Annotated in this window: 12 protein-coding genes; 9 read left to right on the plus strand and 3 right to left on the minus strand. The window is 35.8% G+C overall.

What is annotated here, in order from left to right; genetic code table 11:
- Nucleotides 1-576 precede the first annotated feature (576 nt).
- Nucleotides 577-1,413, plus strand: a complete 837-nt coding sequence (locus tag BMX24_RS04940) for a hypothetical protein (protein ID WP_089790945.1) — start codon at nt 577-579, stop codon at nt 1,411-1,413.
- 196 nt (nt 1,414-1,609) lie between these two features.
- A complete protein-coding gene (locus BMX24_RS04945; protein WP_034684091.1) occupies nt 1,610-1,786 on the plus strand; it encodes a histone H1 in 177 nt (58 codons plus the stop codon).
- 12 nt (nt 1,787-1,798) lie between these two features.
- On the opposite strand, the gene BMX24_RS04950 is transcribed toward BMX24_RS04945, so the two are convergent.
- Complete coding sequence (locus BMX24_RS04950; RefSeq protein ID WP_089790946.1) at nt 1,799-2,371, minus strand: RDD family protein; 573 nt, start codon at nt 2,369-2,371, stop codon at nt 1,799-1,801.
- Nucleotides 2,372-2,500: 129 nt separating this feature from the next.
- On the opposite strand from BMX24_RS04950, the gene BMX24_RS04955 reads away from it, so the two are divergent.
- A complete protein-coding gene (locus BMX24_RS04955) occupies nt 2,501-3,973 on the plus strand; it encodes a hypothetical protein (RefSeq protein ID WP_089790947.1) in 1,473 nt (490 codons plus the stop codon).
- A 37-nt stretch (nt 3,974-4,010) separates the two neighbouring features.
- Here BMX24_RS04955 and BMX24_RS04960 read toward each other — a convergent pair whose 3' ends face one another.
- Nucleotides 4,011-6,134 carry a Tex family protein gene (locus BMX24_RS04960; protein ID WP_089790948.1) on the minus strand — a complete coding sequence of 708 codons (2,124 nt, stop codon included), beginning with the start codon at nt 6,132-6,134 and terminating at the stop codon, nt 4,011-4,013.
- A 233-nt stretch (nt 6,135-6,367) separates the two neighbouring features.
- On the opposite strand from BMX24_RS04960, the gene BMX24_RS04965 reads away from it, so the two are divergent.
- Nucleotides 6,368-7,045, plus strand: a complete 678-nt coding sequence (locus tag BMX24_RS04965; RefSeq protein ID WP_089790949.1) for a YceI family protein — start codon at nt 6,368-6,370, stop codon at nt 7,043-7,045.
- Nucleotides 7,046-7,125: 80 nt separating this feature from the next.
- Here the strand turns inward: BMX24_RS04965 and BMX24_RS04970 are convergent, their stop codons facing one another.
- Entirely contained in the window at nt 7,126-7,482 is a 357-nt protein-coding gene (locus BMX24_RS04970) for a hypothetical protein (protein WP_089790950.1), read from the minus strand.
- Nucleotides 7,483-7,554: 72 nt separating this feature from the next.
- Here BMX24_RS04970 and BMX24_RS04975 point away from each other — a divergent pair, with 72 nt between their 5' ends.
- The 5 genes from BMX24_RS04975 to BMX24_RS04995 all read left to right on the plus strand — a co-directional run bounded on the left by BMX24_RS04975 (nt 7,555) and on the right by BMX24_RS04995 (nt 14,513).
- Complete coding sequence (locus BMX24_RS04975; RefSeq protein WP_089790951.1) at nt 7,555-7,818, plus strand: DUF1294 domain-containing protein; 264 nt, start codon at nt 7,555-7,557, stop codon at nt 7,816-7,818.
- A 182-nt stretch (nt 7,819-8,000) separates the two neighbouring features.
- Complete coding sequence (gene typA, locus BMX24_RS04980; protein ID WP_089790952.1) at nt 8,001-9,806, plus strand: translational GTPase TypA; 1,806 nt, start codon at nt 8,001-8,003, stop codon at nt 9,804-9,806.
- 222 nt (nt 9,807-10,028) lie between these two features.
- Nucleotides 10,029-11,891, plus strand: coding sequence for a DUF1028 domain-containing protein (locus BMX24_RS04985; RefSeq protein WP_170835659.1), 1,863 nt, complete (start codon nt 10,029-10,031; stop codon nt 11,889-11,891).
- A 254-nt stretch (nt 11,892-12,145) separates the two neighbouring features.
- A complete protein-coding gene (locus BMX24_RS04990) occupies nt 12,146-13,750 on the plus strand; it encodes a glycoside hydrolase family 10-like protein (RefSeq protein WP_089790954.1) in 1,605 nt (534 codons plus the stop codon).
- Nucleotides 13,751-13,961: 211 nt separating this feature from the next.
- Complete coding sequence (locus tag BMX24_RS04995) at nt 13,962-14,513, plus strand: ferritin (RefSeq protein ID WP_089790955.1); 552 nt, start codon at nt 13,962-13,964, stop codon at nt 14,511-14,513.
- The last annotated feature ends 62 nt before the right edge of the window (nt 14,514-14,575 follow it).

Raw genomic sequence — 14,575 nt, forward strand, 5'->3', positions numbered from 1 at the left:
AAATAAATTGTTAAAAATTATTTAACAAAAATTAACTTTAATTTAAAAATCGGCAAAATTGAATCTATAGATTTATTCCGGGAAACAAGTGGGTACAATCTGTGGAATTATAATTATAAATAAATGTTTATAATTACATAATGTTGAGCAAATATAAAAATAAATAATAAAATATTTCAATAATAAGAGATTTGTTTTTTTAATATTACAAAAAGATAATATGCAAAAAATAATAGGTATTTTTTGTAGAATCACTTTTCACATTTTTCATAAATGTCTTTGTTAATTTAGCTTCAATATTTTATTTTAAAATAAACAAACTGCAAGTAAGACAATGATTTATTTATTCTTATAAACTTCAGAATTTAAACATATCACTTTAGTGAGAATTATAATTAAGATTTTTAAAATTTTAAGTATATTTTTTTTGTTAAAAAATTGGTTTAATTTCATTTTTTACGTATTTTTAATACAAATTATTAATATAATTTGTATTATTTGTAAAGATTATCTAATTTTTTAGTTGGATAATAACATTTTTTATACTTCATTGTTTCAACTTTTAAAACTCTAATTATGAAAATCTTAAAAAAAATTATTTTAATTGTATTATGGCAAATTCATATTTTGAATTATGCTCAGATAGGGATTAATACACCTAATCCGCAAGCGCTCTTTCATGTCGATGGTGCAAAAGATAACCCTTCTGTGGGGGCTCCTTCTCCGACGCAACAACTTAATGATTTTTCTGTGAATTCATCTGGATATGTCGGGATTGGAACCGTAAACCCCACTGCCAATCTGGAAATAAATTCCCCAACAACTAATGCTGTAAGAATTGTAGATACCACTCAGGGATTAGGGAAGGTTTTAACTTCCGATTCAAACGGATACGCAAGATGGACAACTCCATCAACCAGTTTTGCCAAACTGGCCACCTTACCAACTACATTAATAACAACGCCGACAATTGATGATCCTTCATTGGCAGGAACTCAATTTATTGCCTATTCCGGAGCATTTATAAGTTTAACTCCCGGAAAATACCAGATTTACTTTACGATGTGGTGCTCTCCGGGTGGTCCCAACCTGGCAGATAGTAGTGTTAATGACGGTTTTGCTTCGGTATTTTTCTCTACATCATCTACGACTAATATTCCTCCTGCTTATCTTACAAGCATAAAATCAGTCATTATACCAAGACTTTACAATTTACAGGCTCCTGCAAGTGATTATTATGGTTCTGGTAATGTAGCTGTAGATATTACAGGAAATACCACTTTATATTTATGGGTTTACATGTCTGGAGGAAATTGGACCGCGCCTACAGGAAATTCTATCCGTTTCAGGTTTGATCCGGGGTCTTATGGACCGTATGTACAGATGTATGCCATTCCTTTTGAAGTACAATAATTACTTGAAATAAACACTAGAAAAAGAAAATTAGCAAAGCTTTTGATAGAACTGCAATTGATATTCGAGAGATTAATAAAAATTAAATGAATTTTAAATGATGATATTAAATTTAATTAATTCGAATAAATTTTCTTGACAAAGTTGGCTGGAATCACCATAAAACCTATATTTGCAGCCTAAATTTTAAAAAATAATGAAAGAACTAATTGAAAAAATCAACGCAGAATTTGAAGCTTTCACAACTGAAGCAAACCAACAAGCAGAAAAAGGAAACAAAGCAGCTGGAACAAGAGCTCGTAAATCGGCTTTAGAACTAAGCAAGTTGTTTAAAGATTTCAGAAAAGTTTCTGTTGAAGAATCTAAGAAATAATAAGAATCCCTGTCATTCCGGCAGGGATTTTTTATTGGAATCTGCTTCGAGCAGTTCTTTGATCTCAGGAATTTTGCTTTCTTTTACGATATACGTTTTGCAGATTTTATTATTCAAATGCATACTGAAATTCATTTGAGTTCCCCTTCGCCATCCCATAGCCACGGTTTTGGTGGTGTATTCAGAAAAAACGGGATAAAAATTGGCCAGACATAAAAGATTTCTGGCTAAAGATTTAGAAAAACCAGGATAATTTCCATCATCATCAATCACTTTCATTCTGAAAATCTTCTTTCCTAAAGTTGTTCCAAAATAAAATTCGGTCACCGTTCCTGCAATAATAACGCAAGGAACAGAAAGTAAAATACTGACAATAAGGATTTTATTACATATGAAAAAGAAAATTAAAGTGAATATCGCCATATCAATCCATTTCGCAAACAATCTCTGTGTTTCATTTCCCTTAAAACCAGGATTATAAGATAAATAATATTCGTACGCGTGATAAATTCTTTTTCCGTACCCGTCAAAACTCAGGGTGGGCCTGTGAATGATTTTTCTTTCTTTAATCTCTGATATTTTCATTGTTTCATAAGTAATCGGCTTACAGAACAAAGTTAATTATTATCTGAAAATAATACGTCAAGTTTCGTCGCAGTGCTCCATTATATTTGCTTATCAATAATTACAAAACCAATCATTAAAGTAAAAATTATGAGCAACACATTAGATTTATTGGAAACAAATGATTTTCAAACAGAACCCATTAATCTGAACGGAATCATTACCTTAATTGATAGTGAAACGAAAGAACTTGTAAATTTGGTAGAAATATCATCCTTACCGGAAGTTAGTCCTCCTGTAACGAGCCCGCCGGTTCCTCCTGTACTGGTAACTCCGGATAATATTATGTATTTTGAAAAAGACAGCCGATTTTTTAAAAGAGATTATAGAGGAGTCATCAATCCGGAATGGTTTGGTACAGGGAAAACGCATGTTGAAATTCAGGCAGCGATCGATATTGCAAGACCGAATGATACTATTCTCATAAAAGGTGAATACAAATGTTCTGATCAGATTACCATTAATAAGACATTGACGTTCATGGGACAAAATCACATTAATGGAAATGATGTCGGAGGAAATGAAAATTCTCGTATTTATTTTGTTGATTTTGAGAATTCTCTGGTTGATTCTTGCATTGAGTCGGACACTAATCTTAATATTAAAAATCTGGCTATTTTTGGAAGCGAAATTGAAGGGAAAACAGGAGTGAAAGTTACCAACGGAGCACTCACTCTGGATTCTGCCACCATTCAGGTTTTTGAAACAGGTGTAGAGGTTACGGCTGGGTATTACAACAAATTTCTGAATTCTTCCATTGTCTCTTGTCAGACCTGTCTGGTACTGAACAACTGTTACAACACAAACGCAACATCACTATCCATAGGAGCCGGCTATGCCGAACATGCGCCGAACAGCAAAGGAATTGTATTGACTGATGGAACGAATCTGAATATGTTTGGAGGAAGTATTGAAGGATTCTCTGAAATCGGAATTGATCTTTCTGCATCACGGGTTTCATGTTTCGGAACTTATTTTGAAGGTATTTTTGATGAGGAAAATGAAAATACATGTATTAAAATTCAAAATAACAATTGTAGGGTAACTGCAGTCAGCTGTCATGTTTATCTTACTGCAGGAAAAGCAAATTCATTTGTGCATATTCCTTCAACGGTAGCTTCTGCACATATTCATTCAAAAAACAATTATTTTGAATATGAACCTGTAAATGACTGGTATACTGCAGTGTATAGACTTGCGGCGACAAATTTTACAAATTATAATATTGATATTTCTGGGGACAACTACCAAAATGATCTTGTAACGGGGTCTTCATATATCTCCATTACATCATCATTGCTTGAAAAAGGAAAAGGGATTGTGCAGATTACTTATCCTTCCGGTCATCAATTGGCGGGAATTCATCTTACTAATCTCAATGCAATTTCGCCTTATCAGTATACTGATGATATTTCAAAACTTCAAAATGGTACAATAACTACCTTTAGAAATAATGGAGGGATTGATGATGATCCATTGGATCTTCATACCGAACCTTATGGCTATAACCCTTATACAGTTGTACTTGAAAATGGAGCATGGAAGAAAATTCCTAAAATTTAGATGAAAAAAGCCCCAATTTTGGGGCTTCTTTATTTTATTACAAAATCATACTCAGCTGCACTCTCTTCCTCGCCTCATCCACTTCCGTCACTTTCACTTGCACGTGTTGATGCAGTTTCACCACTTCATTCACATCAGAAACAAATCCTTCTTTCAGCTGGGAGATGTGAACCAACCCGCTTTCTTTGATTCCTAAATCTACGAAACATCCGAAAGCCGTGATATTATTCACTATTCCCGGTAAAATCATTCCGATTTTTAAGTCTTTGATGCTTTTTACATTCGGATCAAATTCGAATACTTTTGCAGCTTTTCTTGGATCCAGCCCCGGTTTTTCAAGCTCTTTTAAAATATCTTTAATTCCTAAAATCCCGATATCTTCAGTCGTATATTTTTCAGGGTTGATCTGAGTGATTTTTTCTTTATTGGCAATTAATTCATGGGGTTTAATTCCTAAATCTTTCGCCATTTTTTCAACAATTCCGTATGCTTCCGGATGTACCGCAGAATTGTCCAGCGGATTTTTAGCATTATTAATTCTCACAAATGCCGCTGCCTGCTGAAAGGCTTTTTCGCCCAATCTGGGAACTTTTTTCAATTGTTTCCTGTCTTCAAAAGCTCCGTTTTCAGCACGGTAATTCACGATGTTTTCAGCCATTTTTTCACCGATTCCCGAGACATAACTTAATAAAGATTTACTAGCTGTGTTTAGATTAATTCCAACAGAATTTACGCATTTCATGACTGTCGAATCAAGCTCATTTTTCAGTTGACCCTGATCTACATCGTGCTGATATTGCCCCACACCAATGGATTTTGGATCGATTTTCACCAGTTCCGCCAAGGGATCGGATAATCTTCGCCCGATAGAAACCGCGCCACGAACCGTCACATCATACGTCGGGAACTCGTCTCTCGCTATTTTACTCGCAGAATAGACTGAAGCTCCGGCCTCTGAAACTACAAAAACCTGCAAAGGCTTGTCAAACGCAATTTTTTTAATAAAAAACTCAGTTTCACGGCTGGCTGTACCGTTTCCGATCGAGATGGCTTCGATTTGATAAGCGTTGACCATCGAACGGATTTTTTTCATCGCCATTCCGGTATCGTTCTGCGGAGCGTGAGGATAGAGGGTTTCATTATGCAGAAGGTCACCTTTTTCATCCAGACAAACCACCTTGCAGCCACTTTTATAGCCGGGGTCGATCGCCAGAATTCTTTTTTCTCCCAAAGGCGGCGCCAGCAATAATTGGGTAAGGTTTTCAGAGAAAATTTCGATGGCTTTTTTATCTGCTTTTTGTTTGGCTTCCTGTAAAGTTTCATTCGAAATGGCGGGTTCCAGTAATCTTTTGTAGCTGTCTTTTATGGCTAAAGAAATTTGTTCTGCCGTTTCGTTGTTTGACTTAATAATGGCATTTTCTATAAAATCAATGGCTTCCTCTTTGTCAATTCCGACATTGGTTTTCACAAAACCTTCGGCTTCAGCGCGCAGCATCGCCAAAAGTCGGTGAGAAGGAGTTCTGTTGAGGTTTTCTTCCCATTCAAAATACTGCGAAAATTTTTGGGCGTCTTCTTCGTCTTTTTTTGCTTTTACTACTTTTGAAGTCACGACAGCTTTTCGTTGAAATAATCGGCGGAGGTTTTTTCGGACATACATATTCTCATTGATCCATTCTGCCATGATGTCTCGCGCGCCCTGGAGAGCTTCTTCTTCAGAACTTACCTGTTCATTTACATATTTTGAAGCCAAAAATTCTAAATCCTGAACTTTCTGGCTCATGATCATTTTAGCCAAAGGTTCCAATCCTTTTTCTTTTGCAGCATCGGCTTTGGTTTTCTTTCTTTTTTTGAAAGGCAAATACAAGTCTTCAAGCTCCTGGATATCGAAGCTTTCTTCTATTCTTTGTCGAAACTCCGGAGTTAGGGCATTTTGTTCTTCAACAGACTTTAAAATGGTTTCTTTCCTTTTTAAAATTTCCTCAAACTGTTTACTTATTTTTGAAATTTGTTCGATTTGTGTTTCATCCAGATTTCCGGTTTTATCTTTCCGGTAACGGGAAATGAAGGGGATCGTACAGTCTTCGGCCAGCAACTGAAGGGTTGCATTGATGCTTTTTTCCGATATATTGAGGGTTTGTTGTATATAATTAATGGTATTCATTCTGATTTTTTGAATGGCTAAAATAGGGATTTTTGATTTCGGTTAAATAATAGAGTGGTGCCATATTTTGTTTTAATTAAACTAAAAGTATTTTCATTCTTGATCTATGGTAAGATCACAACTGATATAATTTTCCTATATTTGGTTTTTTGATATTTAAAAATATTGAAATTTATCAAACTTCACTTCGCTTTAAATAAGAATAATAAACTTTTTAAACAATTAGCATAATTATGAAAAAACTTAGTGTAATTGCATTAGTAGCTGTAGGATTATTGGCTGCATCTTGTAACAAAGAAAAATCGGCTGATAAAGCTGCTACAACTACTGAACAGACGGTTGCAGAAGGGAAAGGTGAAGTATTGGCTGTAGATGCCGCAACTTCTGTGGTAAACTGGAAAGCGTTCCATAAAGGTGGTTTTGCGCCGCGTTGGGGAACAATCAGTGTAAAATCTGGTGAATTAAACGTAGAAAACGGACAGGTTGCTGCGGGTAATTTCATTATTGATATGAATTCTATTAAAGTAGATCCAGCTTCTGTAACTGAAAAAGACAAGAAGCCGGCAGATCTTGAAGCGCACTTAAAGAATCCTGATTTCTTTGATACCGCAAAAAATCCTACTTCAGATTTCAAAATCACAAGTGTAGCAGATCTAAAAGAAGCTCCTAAAGATGCTGTTGCCGGAGCTAATAAAACAGTAAGCGGAAACCTTACCTTATCTGGAAAAACAGTAAACGTAACTTTCCCTGCGAAAGTAGATGTTGTGGATAATTCGGCTTCTATTCAGGCTAAATTTACTGTAAACAGAGCAGATTGGGGAATCAAATTCGGTACTTCTGAAGCAGATCCTGCAGAATGGGGAATCAGCAAAGACATCGAAATTGCGGTTGATGTAAAAGCTAAAAAATAATTGTTAGACCATAAAATCAAGCGAAGCTGCCTTTTTACCAGGGCAGCTTTTTTTTATGCTAAATATTTTATTGGAAAAAATTAATTCAAAATACTGGAATTCTTGATCCTCACACAATATTCGCTTCCCAGATACAAAGGATTTCCATGTTTTTCAGACCAAAATCCGTCCAATACATCCTTGCTGAGACAACGGTAGACTGCAACTCCTTTGTAGATTTTGTGATCGTCACCTTCATAGTTAAAATTAATAACCAAAATTTCATCTTTATAGAATCCTGTACCGTTTTGTATATGATCGCCGATCATCCATTGAGCCATAATACGGTTGTTTTCGTCGATGGATAACGTTAAAATGCCATGATAGGAAATATGATCCGTTTCTTCCTGATTGCTTCCCTGAACCGAATAACTTCCCGCCAGATCTTGTATTGTCATTGATTTTTAATTAATGGATCTGCAAAGTTAAAGAATCTTGTTGTAATCACTTTTTATGTTAGATTTGCAATGATGTTTTACTTACTGTTAATCACAAATCTTATCACATTTGCCACTTTCGCTATCGACAAATGGAAAGCGGTCAAGCACAAAAGGAGAATCTCAGAATTGTTTCTTTTGACATTGACATTTCTGGGAGGAACTGTTGGTGCTGTCTTGGCAATGTTGATTTTCAAACATAAAATTTCAAAGAAATCTTTTTTATTGAAATTTGTCTTGATCGTTTCGATTCAACTGATTATAATTTACTTTTTTCAAAAATATTATCATTATTAATAGGTAAAAATCTAATTTATTATTCTAAATATTCCCTTCGTATTATATTCTAAATTGTTAAGATTTAATCGGTTAATGTCTTTGCTTGTTTTAATCTGCTCATTATGAATTTGTTAATTAACAAAACTTCTTGATGAATATTTCATTAAAAATCACTATTTTTGCACCCGTAAAAATCTTATATGCAAAACATTAGAAATATTGCGATTATCGCACACGTTGACCACGGTAAGACTACTTTGGTCGACAAGATCATCCACGCTACCAATATTTTCAGAGAAAATCAGGAGAGTGGGGAATTAATTATGGATAACAACGATCTTGAAAGAGAAAGAGGGATCACGATCTTATCCAAGAATATTTCTGTTACTTATAAAGACACTAAAATTAACGTAATTGACACTCCTGGTCACGCCGATTTCGGTGGGGAAGTAGAAAGGGTTTTGAAGATGGCAGATGGAGTTATTTTGTTGGTGGATGCCTTCGAAGGGCCAATGCCACAGACAAGATTCGTACTTCAGAAGGCTTTGGAATTGGGATTAAGACCATTGGTAGTTATCAATAAAGTAGATAAGCCAAACTGTCGTCCGGATGAGGTTCATGATCAGGTATTCGATTTATTCTTCAATCTTGATGCGACTGAAGAGCAATTGGATTTCCCAACGTTCTACGGTTCTTCAAAACAAGGATGGTTCAACACTTCATTAGAGCAAACTGAAAATATTTTCCCATTATTAGACGGGATTTTACAATATGTTCCTGAACCGAAAATCACGGAAGGTAACCTTCAGATGCAGATCACTTCTCTAGATTATTCTTCTTTCTTAGGAAGAATCGCGATCGGAAAAGTAACGAGAGGGGAGCTTAAAGAATCTCAGTGGATCGGTCTTGCTCAGGCAGACGGTAAAATTGCAAAAGGAAAAATTAAAGAATTATACGTTTTCGAAGGATTAGGAAAGAAAAAAGTAACTGAAGTACAAGCCGGAGATATCTGTGCCGTGGTAGGTTTTGATGCTTTCCAGATCGGAGATTCTTTCGTAGATCTTGAAAATCCTGAACCATTGCCAAGAACTGCAATTGATGAGCCTACGTTGAACATGACCTTCTCGATCAACAACTCACCTTTCTTCGGTAAAGATGGTAAATACGTGACTTCAAACCACTTGAAAGAAAGATTAACGAAAGAATTAGAGAAAAACTTAGCATTAAGAGTTCAGCAGACTGATGATGCCAACACTTTCTTAGTTTTCGGTAGAGGTATTCTTCACTTGTCAGTTCTTATTGAAACGATGAGAAGAGAAGGGTACGAAATGACCATCGGTCAGCCACAGGTTATCTTAAGAGAAATCGACGGGGTAAATTGTGAGCCTTACGAATCTTTGGTTGTAGACGTTCCTGAAGAGTATGCATCAAGAGTAATCGACTTGGCAACGCAGAGAAAAGGTGACCTTCACATTATGGAAACGAAAGGTGAAATGCAGCACATGGAATTCGAAATTCCTTCAAGAGGGTTGATCGGATTGCGTTCTCAGATGTTGACAGCTACTGCAGGTGAAGCTATTATGGCACACCGTTTCACAGAATACAAGCCTTTCAAAGGTGCTATTCCGGGAAGAAACAACGGGGTATTGATCAGCAAAACTCAAGGTCCTGCTACAGAATATTCAATCAATAAATTACAGGATAGAGGTAAGTTCTTCGTAGATCCGGGAGAGGAAATCTATGCAGGGATGATCATCGGTGAACAAAACAAGCCGGGTGACTTGGTGGTAAACATCGTAGAAGCTAAGCAGCTGAACAACATGAGAGCTGCCGGTAAAGATAAAGATACGGGTGTTGCTCCGAAAATCTTGTTCTCTCTTGAAGAGTGTATGGAATATATCCAGGGTGATGAAGCGATCGAGGTAACTCCAAACTTCATCCGTATGAGAAAGAAAATCCTTTCTGAAGAAGATAGAAAAAGAGTGGAAAGACAAGCAAAAGCTTAATAATTTTCCGATTAAAAATAAGTTTAATGAAAAGCTTCGATTATTTCGAAGCTTTTCTTGTATAATTTAAACATAATGCATTAAATATCAGTTAGTTGCATAATTAATGGGATTGTTTTTGTATATTCATAATAATTAAAAAAATGCTAATTGAATTAATAGAATTACATCAAACTATTAATTTAAAAATCGTCAAATTAAAATAGTATGAATCTCACAATTATGAAAAAATTATTTCGTCAGTGTTTAAATAATTACAAATTGTTTTTATTAACACTTCTCCTATGGCTCCCATTTACGGTACAGGCAACGATGAGCATTGTAGCCGTTGATCCTGTAACAGGCAAAGTCGGCAGCGCGGGCTTTACATGTATATGCAATTTTAATTTGAGAAATTATATTGCATTAGTAGTACCGGGAAAAGGAACATTCAATGCTCAGGCAAGTACAAGTTTAGGTACATATCCAAATACGCAAACCTATCTTACTTCAGGTTATAATGCTTTCGAATTGCTTAATGCAAATATTGCCTATAAAGGAGATATAAATGTTACTCAGATTCTCGCGGCAACATTAAATCCCGGAACAGGGCTGAATACAGGAAGCTCTCCCAATGCTTTTGCATTTACAGGAAATGGAAACGGAAACGTAAACTATTATAGATACGGACAGAATTTTGCAATCGCTGGAAATATTTTAATATCCAAAGCTGTATTGGATGATGCTTATAATGCATTTTTGAATACACCCGGTGAGCTTGAAGACAAGCTTATGGCAGCTCTGTTGGCAGCCAAAAGACCCGGAGCAGATTCTCGTTGTTTATCCGCTGATACATCATCACATGTTGCCTATATTTCTGTAGCAAAGCCAAATGATCCTATTGATCACGGTTTTTTAGAGCTTCAATATATAAATCCTTGTGGAGTAAATAAAGAACCGGTCGATATTCTTAATACCATGTTTATCAATTGGAAAAGAGCTAACGCAGGACTTCCGCCTATAAGCATTCCTGTTCTCAATATTACAAGTATCACTACAAACAGACAGCCTTCAGGTGATAGGGGATACACATTAGATGGTGATAGAATGATCGATGCAAGAGCAAAACTTTTGAATGCAGATAATTTCGGAATGTATGGATATACACAAGCCAAAGTTAATATTACCGATGCTTTTGCTGTTCAAGGCTCTATGACACAGGCTGCTCTTAATAATTTATCAACAGATATGCTGTTTATAGGAAGTTTTAATAAAACCATTTTAGGTGCTGCCAATGGTTTTACACCCAATGAAATCAACGAAGTATATAACTGGTCTTTAGGAAATAATAAAACCGTTTTTTTATTTGAAAGCGGTGCAGATTGGAGTTCTTTCTTTTCAAAATGGGGGTATGAAGTAACTCCCGAAGTATCAAACCCCAACAAGCAATTTGCGGCAAACAGCACTCTGGATGTAAGCAAAAAAATATTTAACGGACCTTTTAGAAATGTCGCCGGTTTTAATCAGGGGGGTGGTCTTCAGGGATATTTTTCCAAAATGCCATCCAATGCGATTGTTTTGGCGGTTAACAATTCCAACAAGCCGGTTTTGGTATTTGACTGTAATACAAAGGATATTATTTGTGCAGACACAGATGCAGTGACAGCATTAGGAGGGATTACTGCAGGAAACGTTGTTACTAATGATAACGACAGGTTTTTGGCAAATTTAATTAATCTTGCTCTGGAAATTAAAAATAATCAAATTACGCTGCCTGCCTGTGGAAGCGCTGCAAAACAAGCACAAATACCTGATGAGAAGCCGACTTCTGCTATTTTATCGGATAATAGTGAAGAGATGAAAGTATATCCTAATCCGGCAGGAAATTCATTCACCATCGATCTGCATATATTTAAAAATCAAAAATTAAATATTGACCTCTACAACCAAAATTATATTCTTCTGCGTACAAAATCAGTGCTGAAAAAAGAAGATAAACAAACGGTGAAAATTGATGCACACGACCTTCCGGAAGGCGTATTGTATGTAGTAGTTTCGGATCAGGAAAATAAAAAAGTTACCCAAAAACTTATCATTAAACATTAAGGGAACAATTTCAAAAGAAACTTCCATTTTTCTGAATTAATAATTAAATAAATATTTTTTAAATTAAATATTTTGATAGTATATTATAAAATAAGATTAGCATTTTAAAATAATTTATTATTGAGAACCTTAAAAAATTAAGGTTCTTTTTTTATTTCACTAGGTGCTGCAAATTTTCACATAGATTATTAATTGTACATTTGTCGCTGGAAAAAATACAAATAAAAAAATCTTATCGGTTTAATAGCTTACTTATGAATTTTCAGCCCTTAAAATTAACTCTAATATCAAGTTTTTTAATCGCTTCAGTCGCTTCATGTACGGTTCAGAAAACCAGCCAGCCATCAGTTTCGAAAAAAACGACAGTAAAAGCACCTGTAAATATATCTAAAACTAAAGATTCTGTTACTGTAAAATCAGCAAAACCTCCTATAGAGGAAATTTTCAGAACCAATCTTCCCGAAATCAAAAGAGAATTTCGCGGAGCATGGGTTGCAAGTGTGGCAAACATCAACTGGCCTTCAAGAAATAACTTAACCGTTGATGAGCAAAAAGCGGAAGCCATCAATATGCTGAATATGTTGAAAAACAACAATTTCAACGCAGTGATTTTTCAGGTACGTCCATCTGCAGATGCTTTGTACACGAGTAATCTCGAGCCGTGGTCATATTTTTTAACAGGCGAAACGGGAAGATCTCCTTACCCAAACTATGATCCGTTGCAATTTTGGATCGATGAGGCTCACAAAAGAGGGTTGGAGCTTCATGTCTGGTTAAATCCTTACCGTGCCCATCACACCAACGGTGGTTCACCGAACAGCTTGTCTATGGCAAACAAACTTTCAGATATCGTGGTAAGGCTTAAAAACGGCATGTATTGGTTTGATCCCTCAAATCCTAAAACACAGGGTCACGTCTCGAATGTAGTAAAAGATATTGTAAAAAGATATGATATTGATGCGGTGCATTTTGATGATTATTTTTATCCGTATGCAACGTACAACAAAGGAGCAGATTTCCCTGATAATGCAAGCTGGAACGAATATGTAAGAAACGGAGGAACATTAACGAGGGCAGACTGGAGAAGAGACAATGTGAATAAATTTGTCGAAAGAATCTACAAAGAAATCCACGCAGAAAAAAATTATGTGAAATTCGGAATCAGTCCGTTCGGAATCTGGAAACCTGGTTATCCTGCAGGTATTGTGGGATCTTCTCAATATGACGAGCTGTTTGCAGATGCTAAATTATGGTTAAATAAAGGTTGGGTAGATTATTTTTCTCCTCAATTATACTGGCCGATTGACTCTCAGGGACAAGGATTTGCCGCTTTGTTGAACTGGTGGGAATCGGAAAATACCATAAAACGCCATCTTTGGCCGGGATTAAATACCGTTGAAATTAAAGTTTCAGACCGTCCGACGGAGATTAAAAACCAGATTGATCTTTCAAGACAGATTTTAGGAAAAGATGCAGGGGAAATTCACTGGAGTATTGCAGGATTAACGAAAAATGCAAACATGCTTCCTACTTTGAAAAACGGACCTTATAAAGAGAAAGCCTTAGTTCCGAAAACTCCCTGGCTGAAGGCGATTCCTTTGCAGACACCGACTTTATTCATCACAGATAACGGAAGTTTTGCCAAAACAAATTGGAGTGTAAAAAATATCGGCGATGTTTTCCAATGGGTACTTTTCACCCAATACAACGGTATTTGGGAAACAGAAATCTTGACACTGGATCAGCTGTCTAAAGATATTCCGAAGTTTAAAGATGGTAAAACATTGAATGCCATTGCCATCAAAGCCATCGACAGACTTGGAAATGAAAGCGATTATTTAGCTAAAAAAGTGAAATAATATAATGCTAATCGCAAAATATTAGCTTAAAAATAAATAGAAACCGGTTCAGAATGAGCTGGTTTTTATTTTAGAATAGCTATAAATTATTAACTTAAAATAAAGTATTTCAATAAATTATAAAGCGTATTATTTAATTTGATTTAAAACAAAATCTTCTCGGAATCATTTTTGCATCTGTATATCCATAACCACACAAAAAATATGAATTATGAATACTAACCGACTTTCCGCAACAATGGAAAAAGCATTGAGTGATCAGATGAATAAAGAAATTCTTGCATCACACGTTTTCTTATCTTATGGAATTTGGGCAGATGACAAGGGCTATCAGGGAATCGCAAATTTCCTTTACAGACATGCCCAGGAAGAAAGAAATCACTCCATCAAGTTTATGGAATATGTTTTAAACAGAGGCGGAAAACCAAAAGTAGATGCAATTCCTGCTCCTCCGGCAGACCCGGAATCATTATCGGCCTGTTTCGAAGGGGTTTTCAAGCATGAGGTGGATAATACAACATCCATTTACAGACTGGTAGATCTGGCGATGGAAGAAAAAGACTGGGCAACCTGGAATTTTATGCAATGGTTCGTTCAGGAGCAGATCGAAGAAGAAACGCTGGCTCAGAATTTACTTGATAAGCTGAAAATTGCCGGCGGCGACAGAGCTACAGACGAGTCATTATTTACTTTAGATAAAACGTTACAGGAGGCACCGAACGATGTTCCCCTGGCTCAGGAAGCAACAGGCGATAATCCATAATGGTTGCAAACGGTGAGTAAAATTTATTAAAATCTGTCAGAATATTGGCAGATTTTTTTATT

Origin of the sequence: Chryseobacterium wanjuense (assembly GCF_900111495.1) — a bacterium.
Taxonomy (GTDB): Bacteria; Bacteroidota; Bacteroidia; order Flavobacteriales; family Weeksellaceae; genus Chryseobacterium; species Chryseobacterium wanjuense.

Bases quoted from the DNA above. Each gene is read 5' to 3' on its own strand.
- BMX24_RS04940 (WP_089790945.1), top strand. From the start codon at position 577: ATGAAAATCTTAAAAAAAATTATTTTAATTGTATTATGGCAAATTCAT.
- BMX24_RS04945 (WP_034684091.1), top strand. From the start codon at position 1,610: ATGAAAGAACTAATTGAAAAAATCAACGCAGAATTTGAAGCTTTCACA.
- BMX24_RS04950 (WP_089790946.1), bottom strand. From the start codon at position 2,371: ATGAAAATATCAGAGATTAAAGAAAGAAAAATCATTCACAGGCCCACC.
- BMX24_RS04955 (WP_089790947.1), top strand. From the start codon at position 2,501: ATGAGCAACACATTAGATTTATTGGAAACAAATGATTTTCAAACAGAA.
- BMX24_RS04960 (WP_089790948.1), bottom strand. From the start codon at position 6,134: ATGAATACCATTAATTATATACAACAAACCCTCAATATATCGGAAAAA.
- BMX24_RS04965 (WP_089790949.1), top strand. From the start codon at position 6,368: ATGAAAAAACTTAGTGTAATTGCATTAGTAGCTGTAGGATTATTGGCT.
- BMX24_RS04970 (WP_089790950.1), bottom strand. From the start codon at position 7,482: ATGACAATACAAGATCTGGCGGGAAGTTATTCGGTTCAGGGAAGCAAT.
- BMX24_RS04975 (WP_089790951.1), top strand. From the start codon at position 7,555: ATGTTTTACTTACTGTTAATCACAAATCTTATCACATTTGCCACTTTC.
- typA (WP_089790952.1), top strand. From the start codon at position 8,001: ATGCAAAACATTAGAAATATTGCGATTATCGCACACGTTGACCACGGT.
- BMX24_RS04985 (WP_170835659.1), top strand. From the start codon at position 10,029: ATGAAAAAATTATTTCGTCAGTGTTTAAATAATTACAAATTGTTTTTA.
- BMX24_RS04990 (WP_089790954.1), top strand. From the start codon at position 12,146: ATGAATTTTCAGCCCTTAAAATTAACTCTAATATCAAGTTTTTTAATC.
- BMX24_RS04995 (WP_089790955.1), top strand. From the start codon at position 13,962: ATGAATACTAACCGACTTTCCGCAACAATGGAAAAAGCATTGAGTGAT.